This is a genomic window from Micromonospora sp. AP08, assembly GCF_008085935.1.
Lineage (GTDB): Bacteria > Actinomycetota > Actinomycetes > Mycobacteriales > Micromonosporaceae > Micromonospora > Micromonospora chersina.
This window is the reverse complement of the sequence record NZ_VSEZ01000005.1, coordinates 79,937-103,405: the sequence shown is the minus strand read 5'-3', so window position 1 is coordinate 103,405 and position 23,469 is coordinate 79,937. Positions and strand designations below refer to the sequence as shown.

The window sequence follows — 23,469 nt, the reverse complement described above, 5'->3', positions numbered from 1 at the left end:
CCCCACGGGCGGCGCCGATCCGGCACAGTTGAGGTCGTGCAGTCGTCCCCGGGCATGGTCGTTGTCGCGGTGCTGAGCGGGCTCGCCGCGGCCGGTGCCGCCGCCCTGCTCGCCGCGTCGGCGCGCCGCCGGGGCGGGCCGCACCGGCAGGCCCACGTGCTACTCGCGGCCGCCGCCGGGGTCGCCCTGCTCAGCCTGCTCCTCGGGCTGGCCGGCACGCTGGCCGCCGGCGACCACTGGGCGCACCGGCAGGGGCAGCGCACCGGCTGGGCCACCCTCGTCTCGTTCGGCACCACGCTCGCCGGCCTCGGCCTCGGTGTCGCCCTGCTGCGGCTGCCCGGCACGGCCGCGGCCCGGGCGGCCACCGCCCGACTGCTGCTGGACGGCCTGATCATGGCGGGGGCGCTCTGGTTCGTCGGCTGGGCGCTGTTCAGCCCGCCGACCCGGCTGCTCGGCGACGCGACCCCGGCCCTCTGCGTACCCATCCTGCTGGCCACGGTGAGCGCGGCGCTGACCGCCGGGCTGACCGTGATCATGGTGTTGCGGGCGGCCCCGCCGCGTGGCCGCCTCGTCCTGCTGGGCGCCGGCGCGACCGGGGTGACCTGCGGCGGCCTGGGCCTGTCGGCCGGGCTCTGCCAGGCCGGTGCGGGAATGGCGTTCGCCGGCGCCGCGGTGATCGCCGCCGGCCTGCTGGCCACCGCCCTGGCCGCGCACCGGGTCGACCTGCCGCGGGTCGACGTCGACCTGATCCGCCGCGACGGTGAGTACGCCTTCGTGCCGATGTTCGCGATGGCCGCCTCCGCGATGTACCACCTCGTGCAGGGCGGCCGGTTCGACGTGTTCGGCATCGCGGCGGGCAGCTTCGAGGGCTTCGCCCTGGTGGCGCGACAGTACCTGGCCCTCAACGACGTCCGCGGCTACGCCGGCCGGCTGGCCGAGCGGGAGGCGCACTTCCGCGAGCTGGCGCACACCGACCCGCTCACCGGCCTGGCCAACCGGCGCGGCCTGCTGGGCGCGCTGCACCGCTGCGCCGAGGCCGGCGTCCCCTGCGTGCTGCTCGGGCTGGACCTGGACGGCTTCAAGAACGTCAACGACATGCGCGGCCACGACGTGGGCGACGCGGTGCTCGCCGAGGTGGGCCGGCGGCTGCGCGGCAACCTGCGCCCGGGCGACCTGGCCGCCCGGTTCGGCGGCGACGAGTTCGCCGTGCTCATGCACGGCACGTCCGACCCGGGGCCGGTCGCCGAGCGGCTGCTCGGGGTGCTCGGCCGCCCCTACGAGGAAGCCGACGGACCGGTCTTCCTCTCGGTCAGCATCGGGGTGGCCGGCGCCTGCGGGGAGACCGACGTCGAGCTGCTGCTGCGCAACGCCGACCTGGCGCTGCGCTACGCCAAGCAGCGCGGCAAGAACCGGATCGAGCGCTACGACGCCACCTACGACCAGTTGCTGCGCCGGCGCACCATGCTGGAGCACGAGCTGCGCGGGGCGATCGAGCGCGACGAGCTGCGGCTGGCCTTCCAGCCGGTGGCCTCGCTGCCCTCGGTCCGCCCGGTGGGGGCCGAGGCGCTGCTCCGCTGGCACCACCCGGAGCTGGGCAACGTCCGGCCGGACGAGTTCATCCCGCTGGCCGAGGAGTGCGGGATGATCTCCAAGCTGGGCGCCTGGGTGCTCCACCAGGCGTGCTACCAGCTCTCCCGCTGGCTGGCCGACGGGCACGACGTCTGGGTGTCGGTGAACGTCTCGCCGCGGGAGCTGCACGCGCCGGAGTACGTGGTCCAGGTCGCCGACGCGCTGCGCGCCCACCACGTGCCGCCGCAGCGGCTGGTGCTGGAGGTCACCGAGCACGCCGTCGCCACCGACCTGGACGAGCTGATCCGGCGGCTCACCGCGCTGCGCCTCACCGGGGTGCGGATCGCGCTGGACGACTTCGGCGCCGGCTACTCCTCGCTGGGGCAGCTCCGCCGCCTCCCGATCGACATTCTCAAGATCGACCACAGCCTGGTCGCCGAGCACGAGCCGGTCCGGCCGGTCGGCCGGGACGGCCCGGCGTTCGCCCCGATGGTCGACATCGTCATGCGCCTCGGGCACCAGCTCGGCCTGGAGGTGATCGCCGAGGGCGTCACCACCCCCACCGAGCTGGCCGCCGTGGTGGCCGCCGGTTGCCGCTTCGGGCAGGGCGCGGCCTTCGGCTGGGGCGTGCCCGCCGAGCACCTGGAGGCGATGCTGGAGGCGGCCACCTCGCCCGGCAGCCGCCCCGCCTCGGCGCCGCCCGCCGCGCCGGCCCCACCGCCCCGGATCGGGCCGTCCCCGCTGCTGCCCCGGCTCCGGTCCAATCCACCCGCCCAGATACCCGCGCCGCGTACCTCGAACGAGGGATCTTCGCAGGTCGCGCCGGGCGCGGAGGGGGCGTCGGGAGCCGACACGCCCACGTCCGTGAACCAAAATGTGGGATCAGTTGACTCATCGCGTGAGATGCGTCAGGCTTGACCGCATGTCGTCGAACCGGTCGCTGCGAGTACTTACCTGAGCGCACTCTCCCGAACGAGAGTGCGCTGGCCCCGTGCATCTGCACGTGGGCCGTTTTTGTTGCCGTCGGACCATCGCCGGGACGCCCGCGTCCCATCCTGAGAAGCGCATCACACACTCCAGCCGAAGGCCTGAACCGCCATGACGAGACCCACGCCAGAGACCCTCGCCCACTCCGTCCGGCGCGCCCGACCGGCCACCGAGCCGGCCGGCGACGCCGACCACGCCCCCGCCCCCCGCACCGGAGCCACCCCGGCCTCGCCGGCCGTGCGGCAGCCGGACCCCGCTCCGGTCTCCGGTGCCGGCTCGCTGGTGCGGTCGCTCGAGGCGCTCGGCGTCGACGTCGTCTTCGGCATCCCGGGCGGCGCGATCCTGCCGGCGTACGACCCGCTCTACGACTCGACGGTGCGGCACATCCTGGTCCGCCACGAGCAGGGCGCCGGGCACGCGGCCACCGGCTACGCCCAGGCCACCGGCAAGGTCGGCGTCTGCATCGCCACCTCCGGCCCGGGCGCGACCAACCTGGTGACGCCGATCGCCGACGCGTACATGGACTCGGTGCCCATGGTGGCGATCACCGGCCAGGTGGCCCGCCCGTCGATCGGCACGGACGCCTTCCAGGAGGCGGACATCCAGGGCATCACCCTGCCGATCACCAAGCACAACTTCCTGGTGCAGACGGCCGAGGAGATCCCGCAGGTGCTCGCCGAGGCGTTCCACCTGGCCTCGACCGGCCGGCCCGGCCCGGTCCTGGTCGACATCCCCAAGGACGTCCTCCAGGCGCCGACCACCTTCACCTGGCCGCCCACCCTGGACCTGCCCGGCTACCGGCCCACCCTGCACCCGCACGGCAAGCAGATCCGCGAGGCGGCCCGGCTGATGACCGCCGCCCGCCGCCCGGTGCTCTACGTCGGCGGCGGCGTGCTGAAGGCCGGCGCCACCGAGGGGCTGCGCCGACTGGCCGAGCTGACCGGCATCCCGGTGGTCACCACCCTCATGGCGCTCGGCGCGTTCCCCGACTCGCACCGGCAGCACCTGGGCATGCCCGGCATGCACGGCACCGTCGCCGCGGTCTACGGCCTCCAGAAGTCCGACCTCATCGTGGCGCTGGGCGCCCGCTTCGACGACCGGGTCACCGGCAAGCTGGACTCGTTCGCGCCGGACGCCACCGTGGTGCACGCCGACATCGACCCGGCCGAGATCGGGAAGAACCGGCACGCCGACGTCCCGATCGTGGGCGACGCCCGGCACGTCATCGACGAGCTGATCGCGGCCGTCACCGCCGAGCAGGCGGCCCGCCCGGCCGCCGACCTCGCCGACTGGTGGAACCAGCTCGACGACCTGCGCGGGCGCTACCCGCTGGGCTACGAGGAGCCGGCCGACGGCACGCTCTCCCCGCAGTACGTGATCAAGCGGTTGGGCGAGATCGCCGGCCCGGACACCGTCTACGTGGCGGGCGTCGGCCAGCACCAGATGTGGGCCAGCCAGTTCATCTCGTACGAGAAGCCGTACACCTGGCTGAACTCCGGCGGCCTCGGCACCATGGGCTACGCCGTCCCGGCGGCGATGGGCGCCAAGGTCGGCAAGCCGGACACGACGGTCTGGGCGGTCGACGGCGACGGCTGCTTCCAGATGACCAACCAGGAGCTGGCCACCTGCGCCCTGGAGGGCATCCCCATCAAGGTCGCCGTCATCAACAACGGCAACCTGGGCATGGTCCGGCAGTGGCAGACCCTGTTCTACGGGGAGCGCTACTCCAACACCGAGCTGGGCACCCACAAGCACCGCATCCCGGACTTCGTGAAGCTCGCCGAGGCGCTCGGCTGCGTCGGCCTGCGCTGCGAGAACGCCGCCGACGTGGACAAGACCATCGAGGCGGCCATGGCGATCACCGACGCCCCCGTGGTCATCGACTTCGTGGTCGGCAAGGACGCCATGGTGTGGCCGATGGTCGCCGCCGGCACCAGCAACGACGAGATCATGTTCGCCCGGGGCGTCCGCCCCGCCTTCGACGAGGACGAACTCTGATGACCATGCACACCCTGTCCGTGCTCGTGGAGAACAAGCCGGGTGTCCTGGCCCGGGTCTCCGGGCTGTTCTCCCGGCGCGGGTTCAACATCGACAGCCTCGCCGTGGGCGAGACCGAGAACCCCGACGTCTCCCGCATCACCATCGTGGTCAACGCCGAGTCGTCGCCGCTGGAGCAGGTCACCAAGCAGCTCAACAAGCTGGTCAACGTACTCAAGATCGTCGAGCTGGACCCGCAGGTCTCGGTGGCCCGGGAGCTGCTGCTGGTCAAGGTCCGCGCGGACCGCAACGCCCGGGGCCAGGTGCTGGAGACGGTCGCCCTGTTCCGCGCCCGGGTGGTCGACGTCGCGCCGGACACGCTGACCATCGAGGCCACCGGCACCCCCGACAAGCTCGACGCGCTGCTGCGTGACCTCGAGCCGTTCGGCATCAAGGAGATGGTCCAGTCCGGCACGGTGGCCATCGGGCGCGGCTCCCGCTCCATCACCGCCGGCCCGGCGCTGCGCGCCGCCTGATCCGCACCCCACCAGATTTCGACGGGCCGACGGGCACCGCCGTACGAAAGGGAAGTCAATGAGCGTTGAGGTGTTCTACGACGACGACGCCGACCTGGGCCTGATCCAGGGCCGCAAGGTCGCCGTGATCGGCTACGGCAGCCAGGGCCACGCCCACGCGCTGTCGCTGCGCGACTCCGGCGTCGACGTGGTGATCGGCCTGCCCGCCGGTTCGAAGAGCCGGCCGAAGGCCGAGGAGCAGGGCCTGCGCGTGCTCACGCCGGCCGAGGCGGCGGCCGAGGCCGACGTGATCATGATCCTGGCGCCGGACACCGCCCAGCGCGGCCTCTACGCCGAGGCGATCGCCCCCAACCTCGCCCCCGGCAAGGCCCTCTTCTTCGGCCACGGCTTCAACATCCGGTACGGCCTCATCAAGCCCCCGGCCGACGTGGACGTGGCGATGGTCGCCCCGAAGGGCCCCGGTCACCTGGTCCGCCGCCAGTACGTCGACGGCAAGGGCGTGCCCTGCCTCGTCGCCGTCGAGCAGGACGCCAGCGGCAACGCGTTCGGCCTGGCCCTGGCGTACGCCAAGGCGATCGGCGGCACCCGGGCCGGCGCGATCCGCACCACCTTCACCGAGGAGACCGAGACCGACCTCTTCGGCGAGCAGGCGGTGCTCTGCGGCGGCGCGGCCGCGCTGGTGCAGACCGGCTTCGAGGTGCTCACCGAGGCCGGCTACGCCCCCGAGGTGGCCTACTTCGAGTGCCTGCACGAGCTGAAGCTCATCGTCGACCTCATGTACGAGGGCGGCATCGCCCGGATGCGCTACAGCATCTCGGACACCGCCGAGTACGGCGACCTCTCCCGTGGCCCCCGGGTCATCGACTCCCGCGTCAAGGAGGAGATGCGCAAGATCCTCGGCGAGATCCAGTCCGGCGAGTTCGCCCGTGAGTGGGTGGCCGAGGACGAGGCCGGCCGACCGAACTTCGTCAAGTGGCGGGCCGAGGGCGCGGCGCACCCGATCGAGGAGACCGGGCAGAAGCTGCGCGCCATGATGAGCTGGGTCGACCGGCCCATCACCGAGACCGCCTGACCCCGGGTCGGGCAGCTCCGCGGCGGCCCGCGACCCGACGCTCTCCCCGGCGTCGGGCCGCGGGCCGCCGTCATTCGCGCCGTGGCGAGGGACCGGAACGGGAGGTGCCGACCAACTCCTCGACGGCCACGATCTCGTCCCAGACCCGCGCCGCCTCGTCCTTCCGGTCGAGGCGCCACAGCGTGCGTCCGAGGTTGCGCAGCGGCGTGAGGAGTTCCGCCTGGTCGATCCGCTCCGGGTCGGCCCGCAGCAGGTCGAGGCACTCCCGGTAGATCCCGACCGCCTCGTCGAGCCGGTCGAGGGCGTGCGTCCGGTTGCCCAGGTCGCACAGCGCCTCGGCCAGCCGCAGCCGGAACTCCACCGGGTCGGCGGAGAACAGCTCCCGGCGGACGGCCACGCACTCGCGGAGCAGATCGCCCGACTCGCGCGGGTCGCCGGCCAGGTGCACCGCCCGGGCCAGCGTGAACAGGCACCGCCCGAGCAGCTCGCGGTACGCCGGGTCCGCGCCGGCCAGCGACCGGGCCAGCTCGACCGCCTCCCGCCCGGCCGCCAGCCCGTCCCCGTCCGGGCCGTACACCGGCGATGTCCCGTCCGGTGCCGCTGCGTCCGATCCGCTGGGAACCGCGGTGGCCGGCAGCGCGAAGACGGTCAGCCCGCAGCGCATCAGCAGGGCGCGGGCCAGCCGGGAGCGCCACACCTCCGGAAACCGCCCGGCGTGCTCCCGGCAGAGCGGGACGGCCTCGGCCAGGAGTTCTTCGACCGCCGCCCGGTCTCCGGCCGCGACCCGCAGGTCGACAAGCTCGAACAGGGCTCGGGCCAGCACGTCGTCGTGGCAGTTCCGGGCGAGCGTCGTCGCTTCCGTCAGGTGCGCGACCGCCTCGCCCTCCCGGCCCGCCCGGGCCGCCAGGTTGCCCAGCACGAGCAGCCCGTGGGCCAGCGCGGCGACGGATCCCGGCGTCTCCGCCGCCACCATCGCCCGCTGCCGGTCGACGGCCTGCTCCGCGAGCCGCACGGCCCTGTCCGGATCGTCCAGCTGCGCCCGGCACTCCGCTTCGATCAGCATGGCCCGGGCCAGCAGCGGCCGCCCCTGCCGGGGCTGGAACCGGCTCAGGACCTCCACGTCGGCGCGGGACTCCTCGATCAGGTCGAGGGCTTCCCGCGCCGGACCGGTGACCGTCAGGCCCTGGGCGAGGTCCGTCGCGGCCGTCGCGCCGACGGTGATCCACTGGGACCGGCGGTAGGCGGAAAGAGCGCGGTGGAGTTCCCACGCCTGGCGTCGGACGGTGTTCGCCTCATCGCTCCGGCCCAGCGCCTCGTGGCAGCCGCCGATCACCAGCAGCGCCCGGGCCAGCCGCATCCGCTCCAGCGGGCGCAACGGGCCGCAGACGTCCCAGGTCGCCCGTGCCCGCAGCGCCAGCGTGAGCGCTTCCCGGACCTCCCCGCCCTGGTGGAGGTTCAGCGCGAGAAGCCCCCGGGCGGTGGCGAGCACCACCAGCGCGCACCGGTCTTCGGCGTCCTCGACGTACCCGATGGCCTCGTGGAGCTGGTCGATGGCCTCGCTGGCGGGGGCGGTGTCAGGGGCGGCAGCCCGGGCCACCAGGGCCCGGGCCAGGGCGACGCGGTGCTGGTCCGGCCGTTCGGCCGCCAGCCGCCGGCAGAGGGCCACCGCCTCCTTTGCCGCCGCCGTGCGCCGGACGGTCGAGCCCGGCAGCCCGCTCACCTGATGGGACCGGGTGACCAACGCCTCGGCCAGCCGCGGCCCCCACCGGTGGGGGCCGAGCCGGGCCAGCGGCCGGAGCAGCGCGATCCGGACCACGAGCGACATCAGCGGCTCCCTCCCCGTGCGGGTGCTGGGTTCCGTTGTACGCGGGCTCCGCCAGCCACCGCGTCCGGTGAACGGGGGATGACGGGCGTGCGACGAGCCTGTGTGAGGGCGCTCACCCCGCGGTCCGCGACCCGGAGGCCGGGCCGACCCCTACCATCCTTGGTGAGGTGCTGCTTCAGCCGGCGCCCGACGGCCACGGCACGGACCGGCGCAGGGCGCAGCGAGGCGTCCCGACGCCCCCGACCGACCAAGAATCCGAGCGTCTACGAGGACCGATGAATCCTGTCGTACTGATCGCCGAAGAACTCGCTCCCGCCGCCATCGAGGTGCTCGCGCACGACTTCGACGTGCGTCACGTGGACGGCACCGACCGTCCGGCCCTGCTCTCCGCGCTGTCCGAGGCCGACGCGGTGATCGTACGCAGCGCCACGCAGATCGACGCCGAGGCGATCGCCGCCGCGCCGCGGCTGAAGGTGGTCGCCCGGGCCGGCGTCGGGCTGGACAACGTCGAGGTGCCCGCCGCCACGGCGCGGGGCGTCATGGTCGTCAACGCTCCCACCTCCAACATCGTCTCCGCCGCCGAGCAGGCCCTCGCGCTGCTCCTCGCCGTGGCCCGCAACACCGCCAGCGCCAGCGCCGCGCTCAAGGCGGGGGAGTGGAAGCGGTCGAAGTACACCGGCGTGGAGATCCAGGGCAAGACCGTCGGCGTGGTCGGCCTCGGTCGCATCGGCGTGCTCTTCGCCCAGCGCATCGCCGCCTTCGGCACCCGCCTGATCGCGTACGACCCGTACATCCAGCCGGCCCGCGCCGCGCAGCTCGGGGTGCGGCTGGTGGGCCTGGAGGAGCTGCTCCGGGAGAGCGACTTCATCTCGATCCACCTGCCCAAGACGCCGGAGACGCTGGGTCTGATCGGCGAGAAGGAGCTGGCGATCGTCAAGCCGGGCGTCCGGATCGTCAACGCCGCCCGCGGTGGGCTGGTCGACGAGCAGGCGCTCGCCAACGCGATCGCCGAGGGCCGGGTCGCCGGCGCCGGCGTCGACGTCTACGCGAAGGAGCCGTGCACCTCCTCGCCCCTGTTCGCCTTCGACAACGTGGTGGCCACCCCGCACCTGGGCGCCTCCACGAACGAGGCGCAGGACAAGGCCGGTCTGGCCGTGGCGAAGAGCGTCAAGCTGGCGCTCCAGGGCGAGTTCGTGCCGGACGCGGTGAACGTGCAGGCCGGCGGCGTGGTCGCCGAGGACGTCCGGCCGCTGCTGCCGCTGGCCGAGAAGCTGGGCCGGGCCTTCACGGCGGTGGCCGGCGGGGTCGCCGCCAGCGTCACCGTCGAGGTGCGCGGCGAGATCGTCACCAACGACGTGTCGGTGCTCAAGCTGGCCGCCACCAAGGGCCTGTTCAGCTCGGTGGTGGAGGAGCAGGTCACCTACGTCAACGCGCCGCACCTGGCCGCCGAGCGGGGCGTCGAGGTCACCCTCGCCACCCAGGCCGAGACCGTCGACCACCCGAACCTGGTGACGGTCCGCGGGGCGCTGCCGGACGGCCGGACGGTCAGCGTCTCCGGCACGGTCGCGCACACCGGCACCCGGGACGTGCTCAAGCTGACCGAGGTGGACGGTTTCGACGTGGAGATCGGCGCCGAGGGCATCCTGGTCTTCCTGCGCTACGCCGACCGGCCGGGGGTCGTCGGCACCGTCGGCACGCTGCTCGGCGAGGCCGGCGTGAACATCGCCGCCATGCAGGTGGCGCGCCGCGAGGCCGGTGGCGAGACGCTGATGACGCTCACGGTCGACCAGGCGCTCGGCGCGGACCTGCTCACCTCGGCGGCCGACTCGATCGGCGCGGTCGCGGCCAGCGCGGCGGACCTGCGCGACGAGTAGTCCGACCACGACGGATGGGGGGCCCGGCCGGACGGCCGGGCCCCTCGTCGTATCCGTGGTTCAGGACGTGACGCGTGCCGGTGGCGGGTAGACCGAGCCGTCCTGGGCGTCGAAGAGCATGAGGTCGTGCTCGCCGGCGAGCCGTTCGATGTCCAGCAGCACCTGGTCCGGGCAGGTGGGGAAGAGGTTCATCTCCACGTGGTCACCGGCCGCGTGCAGCGGGGTGACCTCCCAGGGCGTGCCCGGGGCCGCCGGACGGTCGGGATAGGTGGCCGTGACGGCCCGGTAGAAGGCGACCACCCGCGGGTCGGGGTAGCGCTCACCGTGCCGCCCTTCGCGGCACCGCTGCACCGCCGCCCGCACGTCGTCGGGCGTGGCCCCGGCCGGCAGGGCCCACACGCTCAGATCGAAACTCACGGCGGACAGCGTGCCATCCCCGGTCCGCGCCGTCACCCCTGCCCCGCCGCAGGGCAACCCGCTGATTACCGACAGGACGCCGGACGGTCCGCTGTGGAGACTCTTGCGTCGAGTTGCGTCGATTCGCTAGCGTACCCGTGCGGTCACTGGCTGAGTCGATACCCCGGCCCGTCTTCGGGTGGCGCGGTCGGCCGTCCGGCCCACCGGCCCGCACCCCTCGATTGCGCGAGCCACGCGCACTCGTCGCTGACCGGCCCCCACGGTCGTTGCCGAGACCGTGGGGGCCGATCGCGGTTCACGTCCCGGATGCGAAGGCGGGACGGCTCTCCACGGTCAGTGCCGACGGTGGGCGAAGAGCGCCCGGTACTCCGAGCCGTTGCGGAACCAGGCCAGTCCGGCCGGGCCGGCGGCGTACAGGGCGGTGGCGTAGGCGTCGGCGACCGCGAGGTCCGGGCCCACCACCGTGGCGGCGACCAGCTGGTCGGCGGGCTCGCCGGTGTGCGGGTCCACCACGTGCCCCCGCCGCCCGGTCACCCCGGAGGTGCCCACGGCGCCGGCGGTCATCTCCAGCACCAGCGGCGCCCGCTGCGCGTCGGTCGGGTGGTGCACCGCGACCCGCCACGGGCCGCCGTGCGCGGCGTGGCCGCGGACGGTCAGGTCGGCGCCGGCCAGCACGGCGTAGTCGTGCACCCCCGCGGCGCGCAGCCGGGCCGCGGCCCGCTCCACCGCCCAGCCGCCGAGCAGGCCGCCCGGGTCGAAGCCGCCCGGCACCGCCCAGGCGTCGAACCACCCGTCGGTGGCCGCCCGCATCGCGGTGCAGCGGTCCACCAGATCGGCCAGCGGCGGGTACGACTCGGGCGCGATCTCGCCCCGGCGCAGCTTCGACACCAGGCTGTCGGGCTGGTTCGGCCCGTAGGTCAGGTCGATGGCGCGCAGCTCGGCGACCGCGTCCCGGAGCGCCTCCCCGACGCCCCGGCGGCCCAGCCACTCGGGGGCGTTGAGCAGCAGCGAGTATTCCGCCGTGGAGGTGCGGACGGTGTGCCGGACGCTGATCCGGTCCCCGGCGGCGCCGCCGGCCCGCTCCAGCTTGTGGCTGCGGGTGCCGAGGCGGAGGTCGGGACGGCGGTGGCGGAAGGCGGACTGGTCGATCCACCGGTTGCGGGGCTGCTCGTCCGTCCAGCGGGCCCGCCGCTGCTCCTCGATCCGCATGACACCGACCCTAGGCAGCGGACATGGCCGCACCATGAATGCCACCTGGGAGACTCCTGTGCATCCCGGTATCCCGAATGCTGGAAGACGCGTACCGGGAGCCGGGACGGCGACGTACGGTTGCGCAGAACGACGAGGTGAGGGAGCGCCAGGTGGCACGCATTGCGGTGGTGGCCGGGGACGGCATCGGACCCGAGGTGGTCGCGCAGGCCCGCAAGGTCATCGACGCGGTGCTCCCCGGGGTCGAGGCCACGGAGTACGACCTGGGCGCGGCCCGCTACCACCGCACCGGCGAGGTGCTGCCCGACTCGGTCCTCGACGAGCTGGCCGGGCACGACGCCATCCTGCTCGGCGCGGTCGGCGACCCCACCGTGCCGCCGGGCGTGCTGGAGCGGGGCCTGCTGCTCAAGCTCCGGTTCGCCTTCGACCAGTACGTCAACCTCCGCCCCTCCCGGCTCTGGCCCGGCGTGACCGGCCCGCTGGCCGCCGTGAAGCCCGGCGAGGTCGACCTCGTGGTGGTCCGCGAGGGCACCGAGGGCCTCTACGCGGGCGCCGGCGGCTCGCTGCACCGGGACACCCCGGCCGAGGTGGCCACCGAGGAGAGCCTGAACACCCGGCACGGCGTCGAGCGGGTGGTCCGCGACGCGTTCGCCCGGGCCCGCCGCCGGGAGCGGCGCAAGGTCACCCTCGTGCACAAGACCAACGTGCTCACCCACGCCGGCTCGCTCTGGGCGCGCGCGTTCGCGGCCGTCGCCGCCGAGCACCCCGACGTGACCACCGAGTACCAGCACGTCGACGCCGCCGCGATGTTCCTGGTGACCAACCCGTCGCGGTACGACGTGGTGGTCACCGACAACCTCTTCGGCGACATCCTCACCGACATCGCGGCCGCGGTGACCGGTGGCATCGGGCTCGCGGCCAGCGGCTGCATCAACCCGGAGGGGCGCTACCCGTCGATGTTCGAGCCGGTGCACGGCTCCGCGCCGGACATCGCCGGCAAGGGCGTCGCCGACCCGGTGGCCGCCGTGCTCTCCGCCGCGCTGCTGCTCGACCAGCTGGGCCACGCCGACGCCGCCGCGCGGGTCACCGCCGCGGTCGCCACCGAGCTGGCCGGGCGTACGCCCGGCGCGCCGCTGCGCACCGAGGAGGTCGGCGACCGGCTCGCCGGGTACGCCGTAGCCTGACCGGGCCGTCACCCTCGGCCCGGATGCGGGCCGCCAGACCCGTACCGGGCCCGCTCGAATTCCGGTCCGTCCGGGGCCGCCCGTCCGGCACACGCGATGTGCCGGGGCGGAGCTATCGGCTGAACGACCGTTCGGGGTAAGTTTCTGGCACCAGTGACGTCGGCGTGCGATCCCGCATGCCGTGGACCCGCAGGGAGGTCAGCGCGATGAGCGGTGGTGACAAGCTCGATTTCGAGATCCGTCCGAATCCCGCGCCGGTATCCGCCGCCGACCGGGCCGCCCTGCTGGCGAACCCGGGCTTCGGCCGGGTGTTCACCGACCACATGGTGACCATCCGGTACGCCGAGGGCAAGGGCTGGTACGACGCCCGGGTGGAGGCGCGCGCGCCGATCCCGATGGACCCGGCCGCCGCGGTCCTGCACTACGCGCAGGAGATCTTCGAGGGGCTGAAGGCGTACCGGACCGGCGACGGGTCGGTGACCATGTTCCGCCCGGAGGCCAACGCCGCCCGCTTCGTCGCCTCGGCCCACCGGCTGGCCATGCCCGAGCTGCCGGCGGAGACGTTCGTCGAGTCGCTGCGCCGGCTCGTCGAGATCGACCAGGACTGGATCCCGGAGCACGAGGACGCGAGCCTCTACCTGCGTCCGTTCATGTTCGCCAGCGAGGTCTTCCTCGGCGTCCGCCCGGCCAACGAATACCTCTACTGCGTGATCGCCTCGCCGGCCGGGGCGTACTTCGCCGGTGGGGTCAAGCCGGTGACGGTCTGGGTCTCGCCGGACTACACCCGGGCGGCGCCCGGCGGCACCGGCGCGGCCAAGTGCGGCGGCAACTACGCCGCGTCGCTGGCCGCGCAGGCCGAGGCCATCGAGGCCGGCTGCGACCAGGTGGTCTTCCTGGACGCGGTGGAGCGGCGCTTCGTCGACGAGCTGGGCGGCATGAACGTCTTCTTCGTCTACGACGACGACACCCTGGTCACCCCGCCGCTGACCGGCACCATCCTGCCGGGCATCACCCGCGACGCGATCCTCACCCTGGCCGCCGAGTCGGGGCACCGGGTGCAGGAGCGGCCGGTCAGCTTCGCCGACTGGCAGGCCGACGCGGCCAGCGGCCGGCTGCGCGAGGTGTTCGCCTGCGGCACCGCCGCGGTGATCACCCCGATCGGCGGGGTGCGCTTCCCGGACGGGGAGTTCCTGATCGGCGGCGGCGAGCCGGGCCGCTCCACCATGGCGCTGCGCCAGAAGCTGGTCGACATCCAGCGCGGCCGCGCCGAGGACCGGCACGGCTGGGTCTCCCGCGTCCTCTGATCCCCGCTCGTCCCGCACGGCCGGCCCGTCCTCGACGGCGCCGGCCGTGCGCGCCTGCGGCGGACGTCAGTCGAGGAGGTGGGCGCGGAGCGCGCCGAGCTGCTCGTCGGTCACACCGGCGTGCCGGAGGTAGCCCTCGGGCGAGCCGTAGCCCTCGCGCAGCTCGGTGAGGAACAGCTTCATCGCCTCGGCGGGGGAGGCGAGGAACGGCGGCGGTGGCTCCTCGGCGTCCGGCACGGTGGCCCGGACCCAGGCGCTGAACCGCTCGGACCCGGCGGTGCTGAGCGCGTAGTCGGCGGCGATGTCCTCGTCGGGCACGCCGAGCACCGCGAGGGTGAGGCCGCAGACGATGCCGGTGCGGTCCTTCCCGGCGACGCAGTGCACCACCACCGGCGCGTTGGCGCTGTCGGCGATCAGGCCGACCGCCTCGGCCAGCCCGGCGGTGCCGGTGCGGGCCAGGTCGGCGTAGCGGTCGGCGAGGTAGCGGGCCAGGTCGCTGCCGGGCTCGTAGCGCCGCTCGGTCCAGTCCTGGTGCTCGGGGTGGATGTGCCGGTAGGTGAGCCCGTCGTAGGCGGGCACCCGGCCGTCCCGCGCCACCTCGGTGGGGCGGCGCAGGTCGATGACGGTGCGGATGCCGAGCGCGGCGAACGCGGCCCGGTCGGTCTCGTCGATCCGGTGCAGCGAGTCGGAGCGGTAGAGCCGCCGGTGCCGGACGGTGCGCCCGTCCCGGCTGCGGTAGCCGCCGACGTCGCGGAAGTTGAACAGCGCGGGAAAGGGGGTCTCCAGGGCGTCCATCCCTGACACGGTAACGGCCGGCGGGGCCACGATGTGCCCCGCCGGCCGCTGGTTGCAGGTGTCTCCGTTACCGGGCCGTGCCCGGCGGAATCGACGAGTAGGTGTCGTCGTAGTAACCGCCGAGCTTGTCCCGGTACGCCGGGTCCGTGTCGGTGGTCTCGTCGTACTCGGGCGCGGCCTTGATCTGGTCCTTGGCCCGGTCGACGTAGACCTTCCGCTCGTCGTGGTCGACGTGGTTGACGGTGCCGGCCGGCAGCATGACCTTCTTGCCGAAGATCCACGGACCGGTGTCGACCACGAGGAAACTGGAGTTCACCTCGTGGCTGGCCCGGTCCACCTTGCCGATACCGCCGTCACTCGCCTCCACCTTGTAGCCGACCAGGTCGACACCGGTCACCCCGGCGTCGTCCCGGTAGCTCCACGGATCGAAACGCCCGGCGGGCGCGCCGCCCGCGAAGGCGCCCTGACCACCCTGGGTCAGCGGATCCGGCGTCCCGTGGGTCGTTCGAGGGTCGAGCCGCTCCATGGCGTCAACACTCCCTTTCTCGACTTTTGGGGGATGTGCCTGTCGGATCCCTTCCTACCCGGATGCGAAGATCGATACACCAAACTGGCTCAGGCCAGCGCGGCCTCCGCGTCCAGGGCCACCGCGGCGGCGTGCACGACGGCAGCGATGCGCAGCCCCTCGTGCACCTGGTCGCGGCTGAACCCGGCGGCGCGCAGGGTCTTCTCGTGCGACTCCAGGCAGACACCGCAGCCGGTGATCGCCGAGACGGCGAGGCTCCAGAGCTCGAAGTCGGTCTTCTCCACCCCGGGCCGGGCGATGATCTGCATCCGCAGGCGGGCCGGCAGCGAGGCGTACTGCTCGTCGCCGATGAGGTGCTTGGCCCGGTAGTAGACGTTGTTCATCGCCATGATGGTGGCCGCGCCCTTGGCCGCCTCGACCGCCTCGGGCGTGAGGTGACCGGCCGCCTCGGCGGCGATCTCCCGCAGCACCACCGGGTTGCGGGCCGCCACCGCGCAGGCCAGGGCGGTGCCCCAGGCCTGCTCCGGCTTCAGCGTCGAGGTGGTGATGGTGGAGCCGAGGTTGAGCCGGATGTCCTTGGCGTACTCCGGCAGGGCCGCCTTGACCGCGTCCAGACCCATGCTCAGGCCCCGGCGCCGGCGAGCAGCGCGTTGGCGTCCAGGGTGGCGCCGCCCTTGTTCCAGTTGCACGGGCAGAGCTCGTCGGTCTGGAGGGCGTCGAGCACCCGCAGCACCTCGGAGACGTTCCGGCCGACCGAACCGGCGGTCACCATGGCGAACTGGATCTCGTTGTCCGGGTCGACGATGAAGGCGGCCCGCTGGGCGACGCCGTCCGCACCGAGCACGCCGCAGTCGGCGGTCAGCTCGCGCTTGATGTCGCTGAGCATCGGGAAGGGCAGCTCGCGCAGGTCCGGGTGGTCCTTGCGCCAGGCGTAGTGGACGAACTCGTTGTCCACGGAGACGCCGAGGACCTGGGCGTCCCGGTCGGCGAACTCGCCGTTGAGGCGGCCGAACTCGGCGATCTCGGTCGGGCAGATGAAGGTGAAGTCCTTCGGCCAGAAGAAGACGACGCGCCACTTGCCCTCGTAGGTCTTGTGGTTGATCGTCTCGAACGCCTTGTCGGCGTCGAGGGAGACGCAGGCGGTGAGTTCGTACTCGGGGAAGCGGTCACCGACAGTGAGCACGGGTCCTCCTTGACGGCGGCCGGGCGACGACGCCAGGCCGGTAACTTGATCTGTTCCAGATGCTTCCGCAGCCCGGTTCCCGCCGGACGCCGGGCGGGCGGCGTGTTAACCCGATCACGGGTGCGTCCCGCGATGTGGATTCCGCCTCCCAAAACCGGTGCGGGGTGGCAGAGTACGAGCCGTGACCAGCTCCGTCCTCATTATTGGCAGCTAGCGCGCCGGCCTTCCCTCTCGCCGAGCGCGCAGACCTCCCGCATCCGCGGGGGGTCTTTTTGTTGCTCCCCCCAGGTTCGAGAAGAGGAACTCCCATGACCTTCCAGGTGTACGACACGACGCTGCGCGACGGCGCCCAGCGCGAGGGGCTCACCTACTCGGTGGTCGACAAGCTGGCGGTGGCCCGCCTCCTCGACGACCTCGGGGTCGGCTTCATCGAGGGCGGCTGGCCGGGCGCGGTGCCCAAGGACACCGAGTTCTTCCGCCGGGCCCGCACCGAACTGGAGCTGCGGCACGCGATCCTGGTCGCCTTCGGGGCCACCCGCAAGGCCGGCGTCGCGGTCGAGGACGACCCGCAGGTGCGCGGGCTGCTGGACGCGGGCACCCCGGCCGTGGCGCTGGTCGCCAAGGCGGACCTGCGGCACGTCGAGCGGGCGCTGCGCACCACCGCCGAGGAGAACCTGGCGATGGTCCGCGACACGGTGGCGTACCTGGTGGCGCAGGGGCGGCGGGTCTTCGTCGACGGCGAGCACTTCTACGACGGCCACCGGCACGACCCGGCGTACACCGCCGCGGTCGCCGAGACCGCGCTGGCCGCCGGTGCCGAGCGGTTCGTCCTCTGCGACACCAACGGCGGGATGCTGCCCTCCCAGGTCACCGCCGCGATCACCGACCTCGCGGCGCGCACCGGGATCGCCCCCGAACGGCTCGGCATGCACGCCCAGAACGACACCGCCTGCGCGGTGGCCAACACGATCGCCGCGGTCGAGGCCGGCGTCCGGCACGTCCAGGGCACCGCCAACGGCTACGGCGAGCGCCCCGGCAACGCCGACCTGTTCGCGATCGTGGCCAACCTCCAGCTCAAGCTCGGCATGCCCGTCCTACCGGAGGGCTGCCTGGAACAGATGGTGCGGGTCTCGCACGCCATCGCCGAGATCGCCAACATCGCCCCCGACACCCACCAGGCCTACGTCGGGGCCGCCGCCTTCGCCCACAAGGCGGGGCTGCACGCGAGCGCGATCAAGGTCGACCCGTTGCTCTACAACCACGTGGATCCCTCGGTGGTGGGCAACGACATGCGGATCCTGGTGACCGAGATGGCCGGCCGGGCCAGCGTCGAGCTTAAGAGCCGCGAGCTGGGCCTGGACCTGGCCGGTCATCCGGACACCCTGTCCCGGGTCACCAAGCGGGTCAAGGAGCTGGAGGCCGGCGGCTGGTCGTTCGAGGCCGCGGACGCCTCGTTCGAGCTGCTGGTCCGCTCCGAGCTGCCGGACGCCGCGCCGGCCCGGCCGTTCGCGCTGGAGTCCTACCGGGTGCTGGTCGAGCACCGCGAGGACGGGGCCGTGGTCTCCGAGGCCACCGTCAAGATCCGGGTGCGCGGCGAGCGCGTCATCGCCACCGCCGAGGGGAACGGCCCGGTCAACGCCCTCGACGAGGCGCTGCGGGTGGCGCTCGCGCGGCACTACCCGGAGCTGCGGGAGTTCGAGCTGGCCGACTACAAGGTCCGCATCCTGGAGGGCAGCCACGGCACCGGCGCGGTGACCCGGGTGCTCGTGGAGACCGCCGGGGCCGGCCGCGACTGGACCACGGTCGGCGTCCACCCCAACGTGGTCGAGGCCAGCTGGCACGCCCTGGTCGACGCCCTCACCTACGGCCTGGACCGGGCGCGGGTCTGACGCCGGCTCACCCGGCGGGCAGCCGCAGCTCGGCCAGCACCGCGCGGTGGTCGCTGCCCGGCACGGCGTACACGTCGACGGCCCGGACCGCGATGCGCCGGTCGACCAGCACGTGGTCGATGGTGACCGGCGGGATCGGGTCGCCGTCGTACGGGCCCCAGGTGCCGGAGAGCCCGGCGCCGGCCGCGGCGGCGGCGTCGACGTAGCCGGTGTCGATGAGGTCGCGCAGCGGCGCGTGGTCGAGGGTGGCGTTGAAGTCGCCGGCCAGGACGCTCAACCCGCCCCGCGGGGTGGCCGGCGGCTGGGCCCGCAGGTCGGTCCACCAGTCCGGCACCACCTCGACGGCGTACGGGGCGGCCGGGTGCGCCGACTCCACCCGCAGCGGCGGCGCGCCCGGCACCGCCACCGTCCCGTACGCCTGGGTGAAGAAGAAGCCCTGGTTGCGCCGGTAGCCGGTGCCGCTGAGCGGGTGGCGCGCGTACAGGCCGGAGCCCGTGGTGCCGACCTCGGGATTCAGCATCCGGTAGGGCAGCAGGGTGGCCAGCCCGAGCCGGTCCAGCTCGGCGGCGGCCTGTGGGGTGAACTCCTGCACGGTCAGCACGTCCACCCGGTGCGTCCGGACCAGCTCGACCAGCCGCGCCGGGTCGGCGCCGCCCTTGAGCAGGTTGGCGGTGAGCAGCCGGAGGACGGGCCCGTGGACCGTGGGCCGGTCGTCCCGGACGGCACGCGGCGCCACCGCGCCGACCAGCGCCAGGGCGGCGAGCGCCGCGACCACCGCGGGCGCGCGGCGCCGGAGGGCGAGGGCCAGCGCCATCGTGGCCGGCGCGCAGGCGGCGACGTACGGCGTGAAGGCGACCGCCTGCACCAGCGGCCCCCGTTCCAGCCCGGCCAGCCGGAGCACCGCCCAGGCGGCCAGGGGCGCGACCGCCAGCCAGCAGGCGATCGTGGCGAACCGGCGGACCCGGATGCCGGCCGGTGCCGGCCCACTCGTCGTGATCACGGCCGTCACGCTACCGGCCGGCCGCCCGGGGCGGTGCCCGCGCGGCCGTTTCGTGAATGGTCGGAACTTCAACTCTCGCAATTGTCGGAAGCGCATTTCTAATGGCGCGCCGTAAATGTGAAATATTGACCCTCCGCATTTTCCGGTGCTAGGTTCCACGTGGTCGAGGCGTCGCGACTCTTCGTAGTAAGCCCAGTTCAGAGCCAGGTGCAGCTCGACATTCACGGTGCGCTGACGACGTGGGTCCCCCGATGGCCCACAATTTTCCGCACCTGGCTGGCGTCTCGAATCCAGCCGTCCCGCACCGCACGCGGGGTCGGCCGTGTCACCACGGTCACACAAGGGAGATCTGTCATGGCCACATTCCTCAAGCGCAAGGCGACGGTGGTGGCCCTCGCCGCGCTGTCCCTCACCCTGGCCGGCGGGGGTATCGCGGCAGCCGCCCGCCCGGCGGCGAAGGCCCCGGTCGAGGCCGGGCAGCCCGGCGCCCGGCAGCCCGGCCACCAGCCTCCGGTGACCGCCGCCGAGAGCCGGGCGGCGAAGGCCGCGCTGAACGCCACCCTCGCCGCGCCGACCCCCGGCCTGGTCGCCTGGGCGGTGGTGAGTGCCAACGGGACTCTGCTCCAGCACTCGGCGAACGTCGTGAGCGCCAAGAAGTTCTCGCCGTCGCTGCCGGGTCAGTTCGCCGGGCAGTACCAGGTGACGCTCGACTACGACGTCCGCCTCCGGGGGCTGCACGCGACCATCGGCACCAACGACGCGGCGAACGTCCCGCCGGGCGGTGAGGTCGCGGTGGCGCCCCGCTACCTGACCCCGAACGCCGTCTTCGTCCAGACCCGCAGCTCCTCCGGCGGCTACGCCGACCGGCCGTTCCACCTGGTCATCGCCAACTGACCGCGGGCCGCCACGCCGGCCCCCGCGCCACGCGGGGGCCGGCCGGCCCGCTCTGGCCCGGCCTGGGGTGCCCGGGCCCGCTCGCGCCGTTGCGGACCGAGCGGGGGAGTCGTCCCGATCCGGGCCGGAAAGGGACGCCCAGGGGCTGATAATCCGACGTTTGTCCCCACGTCGGCACGGGAAGCAAGCACCGTGACGGACATCTCGGACACCCTGGCCAGCGTGCCCAGCCCGGTCGATGCCGACGCGAGCGGCGTCGAGCTGGAACAGACCCTCTTCGAGGTCAAACGCGTGATCGTCGGGCAGGATCGCCTCGTCGACCGCCTGCTCACCGCCCTGATCGCCGACGGCCACTGCCTGCTGGAGGGCGTGCCGGGGGTGGCCAAGACCCTCGCGGCGCAGACCCTCGCCACGGTGGTCGGCGGCACCTTCTCCCGGATCCAGTTCACCCCCGACCTGGTCCCCTCCGACATCGTCGGCACCCGCATCTACCGGGCCTCCACCGAGGCGTTCGACGTGGAGCTGGGCCCGATCATGGCGAACCTGGTGCTCGCCGACGAGATCAACCGGGCCCCGGCCAAGGTGCAGTCGGCGCTGCTGGAGGCGATGGCCGAGCGGCAGGTCTCCATCGGCGGCCGGAGCTGGCCCGTCCCCGACCCGTTCCTCGTGCTGGCCACCCAGAACCCGATCGAGTCGGAGGGGGTCTACCAGCTCCCCGAGGCACAGCGCGACCGCTTCCTCATGAAGATCGTCGTCGACTACCCGAGCGACGCCGACGAGCTGGCCATCCTCTACCGGATGAGCACCGAGCGGCCCACCGCGCGACCGGTGCTCGACCCGTCCCGGCTGCGGGCGCTCCAGCGCCGCGCCGCCGACATCTTCGTCCACCACGCGCTCGCCGAGTACGTGGTCCGGCTCATCCTCGCCACCCGGGACCCGGGGCGGTTCGGGCTGTCCGAGATCGCGCCGCTGCTGGCGTACGGCGCGAGCCCGCGGGCCACCCTCGGCCTGGTGGCGGCGGCCCGGGCGCAGGCGTTGATCCACGGCCGGGACTACGTCCTCCCCGAGGACATCCGGGACCTGGCGGTGGACGTGCTGGCGCACCGGCTGGTGCTCTCCTTCGACGCGGTGGCCGACGGGATCTCCGCCGAGTCGCTGGTCCGCCGGCTGGTCGAGGCGGTGCCGCCACCCCGGGTGGTCACCGGGCACCCGGAGGCGGCGCCCGACCTGGCGGCGGCATGAGGCGCCGGGACGCGCCCGTCCTGCCCGAACCCGGGCTGGCCGACCTCGCCCCCGACCAGCGACTGCGCCGGCTGGAACTGACCGTCACCCGTCGGCTCGACGGGCTGCTGCACGGCCAGTACCGCGGCCTGCTGCCCGGGCCGGGCAGCGAGGCGGCCGGCAGCCGGGAGTACCGCCCCGGCGAGGACGAGGTACGCCGGATGGACTGGGCGGTCACCGCCCGGACCACCGTTCCGCACGTGCGCGAGGTCGACGCGGACCGCGAGCTGACCACGTGGCTGCTGGTCGACGCCAGCCCCAGCATGGAGTACGGCACGGCCACGCTGGACAAACGGGAACTGGCGGTGGCGGCGGTGGCGGCGGTCGGCTTCCTCACCGCCGGCGTCGGCAACCGCCTCGGCGGCCAGGTGCTCACCCCGGAGGGCGTCCGCCGGTTCCCGGCCCGGGGCGGGCGTATCCACCTGCTCGGGCTGCTCCGCGCGCTGCTGGGCGCGCCGCGCACCGACGGGCACCCGGACACGCCCCCGCCGACCCTGGCCGACGGGCTGGACGGGCTGCACCGGGTGGCCACCCGGCGCGGGCTCGTGGTGGTCGTCTCCGACTTCCTCGACGGGCTGCCCGACGACCCGGACGCCGCCCCGGCCTGGGAGACCGTGCTGCGCCGGCTGGCCGTCCGGCACCAGGTGCTCGCCGTGGAGGTGACCGACCCGCGGGAGCTGGAGCTGCCCGATGTCGGGCTGGTCACCCTCGTCGACCCGGAGACCGGCCGCCACCGCGAGGTGTGGACCGGTGACCCGGCCCTGCGCGAGCGGTACGCGCAGGCCGCCACGGCCCAGCGCGACCAGGTCCGGCACGCGCTGCGCCGGTCCGGGGCGACGCACCTGGCGCTGCGTACCGACCGGGACTGGAGCGCGGACATCGTCCGGCACGTGCACTCCCAGCGCCGGCTGGCCGCCGCGCCCGCCGCGGCCCGGGGAGGTGCGGCGTGACCTGGCAGTCGCCCGCCCGCCTCTGGCTCCTGCTCGGCGTCGCCGCGCTGGTCGTCGGCTATGTCGTGATGCAGCGCCGGCAGAGCCGGTACGCGGTCCGCTTCACCAACCTGCGGCTGCTGGACCGGGTCGCCCCGCGGCGGCCGGCCTGGCGCCGCCACGTGCCGGCGGGTCTCTTCCTCGCCATGCTCGCGCTGCTGGTGGTCGGCTTCGCCCGGCCCAACGCCGAGGTGCGGGTGCCCCGGGAGCGGGCCACCGTGATGGTGGCCGTGGACGTCTCCACCTCGATGCTGGCCGGCGACGTCGACCCGGACCGGCTGACCGCCGCCAAGGAGGCCGCCCGCCGCTTCGTCGACGGGCTCCCGGACGAGTTCAACGTGGGGCTCGTGGCGTTCGCCGGCAGCGCGGCGGTGCTGGTGCCCCCGAGCACCGACCGGGAGGCCCTGCACGAGGGGATCGAGCGGCTCGCCGAGGGCATCACCGGGGTGCAGGGCACGGCCATCGGGGAGGCGATCAGCACCTCGCTGGGCGCCGTGAAGAGCCTCGACGCGAAGGCCGCGAAGGACCCGCCGCCCGCGCGCATCATCATCCTCTCCGACGGCGCGAACACCTCCGGGATGGACCCCATGGAGGCGGCCGGCCAGGCCGTGGCCGCCAAGGTGCCGGTGCACACCATCTCGTTCGGCACGCCGTCCGGCTCGGTGGACCGGGGCGGGCGCGCGATCCAGGTGCCGGTCGACGGGCAGACCCTCAAGGCGGTCGCCGACGAGACCGGCGGCGGCTTCCACGAGGCGTCCACCAGCGAGGAGCTGCGCGCCGTCTACGAGGACATCGGCACCTCGGTGGGCTACCGCAAGGAACGGCAGGACATCTCGGCCCGCTTCATCGGCCTCGGGCTGGTCTTCGCCATGGGAGCCGCCGCCGGTTCGCTGCGGTGGTTCTCCCGGCTGCCCTGACCCGCACCACGACCGGACGACGCACGACACGTGAGGAGCCC

At 73.8% G+C, this 23,469-nt stretch carries 20 protein-coding genes; 12 read left to right on the top strand and 8 right to left on the bottom strand.

The features are described 5' to 3' along the window. Positions 1-36 precede the first annotated feature (36 nt). The 4 genes from FXF50_RS10695 to ilvC all read left to right on the top strand — a co-directional run bounded on the left by FXF50_RS10695 (position 37) and on the right by ilvC (position 6,141). Positions 37-2,487, top strand: coding sequence for a bifunctional diguanylate cyclase/phosphodiesterase (locus FXF50_RS10695; protein WP_148427060.1), 2,451 nt, complete (start codon positions 37-39; stop codon positions 2,485-2,487). A 180-nt stretch (positions 2,488-2,667) separates the two neighbouring features. Then, positions 2,668-4,554 (top strand): acetolactate synthase large subunit, encoded by a 1,887-nt coding sequence (locus tag FXF50_RS10690; RefSeq protein ID WP_148427059.1) that lies wholly within the window; start codon positions 2,668-2,670, stop codon positions 4,552-4,554. Then, a complete protein-coding gene (gene ilvN / locus FXF50_RS10685; RefSeq protein WP_046563652.1) occupies positions 4,554-5,069 on the top strand; it encodes an acetolactate synthase small subunit in 516 nt (171 codons plus the stop codon). Before FXF50_RS10690 ends, ilvN begins: the two co-directional genes overlap by 1 nt. Before the next feature lie 58 nt (positions 5,070-5,127). Beyond that, the gene (ilvC, locus tag FXF50_RS10680) at positions 5,128-6,141 is read left to right on the top strand and encodes a ketol-acid reductoisomerase (RefSeq protein ID WP_148427058.1); all 1,014 of its coding nucleotides are present in this window, start codon (positions 5,128-5,130) and stop codon (positions 6,139-6,141) included. A gap of 70 nt (positions 6,142-6,211) precedes the next feature. Here the strand turns inward: ilvC and FXF50_RS10675 are convergent, their stop codons facing one another. Next, a complete protein-coding gene (locus tag FXF50_RS10675; protein WP_148427057.1) occupies positions 6,212-7,966 on the bottom strand; it encodes a tetratricopeptide repeat protein in 1,755 nt (584 codons plus the stop codon). Positions 7,967-8,241: 275 nt separating this feature from the next. Here FXF50_RS10675 and serA point away from each other — a divergent pair, with 275 nt between their 5' ends. Then, entirely contained in the window at positions 8,242-9,840 is a 1,599-nt protein-coding gene (gene serA, locus FXF50_RS10670) for a phosphoglycerate dehydrogenase (protein ID WP_091312671.1), read from the top strand. A 60-nt stretch (positions 9,841-9,900) separates the two neighbouring features. Here the strand turns inward: serA and FXF50_RS10665 are convergent, their stop codons facing one another. Then, entirely contained in the window at positions 9,901-10,257 is a 357-nt protein-coding gene (locus FXF50_RS10665; RefSeq protein ID WP_187399616.1) for a hypothetical protein, read from the bottom strand. Positions 10,258-10,590: 333 nt separating this feature from the next. Next, positions 10,591-11,466 (bottom strand): FAD:protein FMN transferase, encoded by an 876-nt coding sequence (locus tag FXF50_RS10660; protein ID WP_148427055.1) that lies wholly within the window; start codon positions 11,464-11,466, stop codon positions 10,591-10,593. A gap of 152 nt (positions 11,467-11,618) precedes the next feature. Here FXF50_RS10660 and FXF50_RS10655 point away from each other — a divergent pair, with 152 nt between their 5' ends. Then, positions 11,619-12,650 (top strand): 3-isopropylmalate dehydrogenase, encoded by a 1,032-nt coding sequence (locus tag FXF50_RS10655; RefSeq protein WP_148427054.1) that lies wholly within the window; start codon positions 11,619-11,621, stop codon positions 12,648-12,650. A gap of 206 nt (positions 12,651-12,856) precedes the next feature. Beyond that, a complete protein-coding gene (locus FXF50_RS10650; protein WP_148427053.1) occupies positions 12,857-13,954 on the top strand; it encodes a branched-chain amino acid aminotransferase in 1,098 nt (365 codons plus the stop codon). A gap of 66 nt (positions 13,955-14,020) precedes the next feature. Here the strand turns inward: FXF50_RS10650 and FXF50_RS10645 are convergent, their stop codons facing one another. From FXF50_RS10645 to FXF50_RS10630, 4 genes are all read right to left on the bottom strand, one after another. After that, positions 14,021-14,749 carry a tyrosine-protein phosphatase gene (locus FXF50_RS10645; protein WP_187399615.1) on the bottom strand — a complete coding sequence of 243 codons (729 nt, stop codon included), beginning with the start codon at positions 14,747-14,749 and terminating at the stop codon, positions 14,021-14,023. A 67-nt stretch (positions 14,750-14,816) separates the two neighbouring features. Next, positions 14,817-15,275: a PRC-barrel domain containing protein gene (locus FXF50_RS10640; protein ID WP_148427051.1), complete on the bottom strand. Its 459-nt coding sequence runs from the start codon at positions 15,273-15,275 to the stop codon at positions 14,817-14,819. An 89-nt stretch (positions 15,276-15,364) separates the two neighbouring features. Continuing rightward, positions 15,365-15,895 (bottom strand): carboxymuconolactone decarboxylase family protein, encoded by a 531-nt coding sequence (locus FXF50_RS10635; RefSeq protein WP_148427050.1) that lies wholly within the window; start codon positions 15,893-15,895, stop codon positions 15,365-15,367. Between the two features lie 2 nt (positions 15,896-15,897). Then, positions 15,898-16,458, bottom strand: coding sequence for a peroxiredoxin (locus FXF50_RS10630; RefSeq protein WP_148427049.1), 561 nt, complete (start codon positions 16,456-16,458; stop codon positions 15,898-15,900). A gap of 308 nt (positions 16,459-16,766) precedes the next feature. On the opposite strand from FXF50_RS10630, the gene cimA reads away from it, so the two are divergent. Continuing rightward, entirely contained in the window at positions 16,767-18,347 is a 1,581-nt protein-coding gene (cimA, locus tag FXF50_RS10625) for a citramalate synthase (RefSeq protein WP_148427048.1), read from the top strand. A gap of 7 nt (positions 18,348-18,354) precedes the next feature. Here cimA and FXF50_RS10620 read toward each other — a convergent pair whose 3' ends face one another. Continuing rightward, the gene (locus FXF50_RS10620; protein WP_255509999.1) at positions 18,355-19,290 is read right to left on the bottom strand and encodes an endonuclease/exonuclease/phosphatase family protein; all 936 of its coding nucleotides are present in this window, start codon (positions 19,288-19,290) and stop codon (positions 18,355-18,357) included. 411 nt (positions 19,291-19,701) lie between these two features. Between FXF50_RS10620 and FXF50_RS10615 the strand changes: the two genes are divergently transcribed. The 4 genes from FXF50_RS10615 to FXF50_RS10600 all read left to right on the top strand — a co-directional run bounded on the left by FXF50_RS10615 (position 19,702) and on the right by FXF50_RS10600 (position 23,428). Further along, positions 19,702-20,241, top strand: coding sequence for a hypothetical protein (locus FXF50_RS10615; protein WP_148427046.1), 540 nt, complete (start codon positions 19,702-19,704; stop codon positions 20,239-20,241). 192 nt (positions 20,242-20,433) lie between these two features. Next, on the top strand, positions 20,434-21,483 hold the full coding sequence (locus tag FXF50_RS10610; protein WP_148427045.1) for a MoxR family ATPase: 1,050 nt from the start codon (positions 20,434-20,436) through the stop codon (positions 21,481-21,483). Further along, complete coding sequence (locus FXF50_RS10605) at positions 21,480-22,472, top strand: DUF58 domain-containing protein (protein WP_148427044.1); 993 nt, start codon at positions 21,480-21,482, stop codon at positions 22,470-22,472. Before FXF50_RS10610 ends, FXF50_RS10605 begins: the two co-directional genes overlap by 4 nt. Beyond that, entirely contained in the window at positions 22,469-23,428 is a 960-nt protein-coding gene (locus FXF50_RS10600) for a VWA domain-containing protein (protein WP_148427043.1), read from the top strand. The genes FXF50_RS10605 and FXF50_RS10600 overlap by 4 nt, the downstream gene beginning before the upstream one ends. The last annotated feature ends 41 nt before the right edge of the window (positions 23,429-23,469 follow it).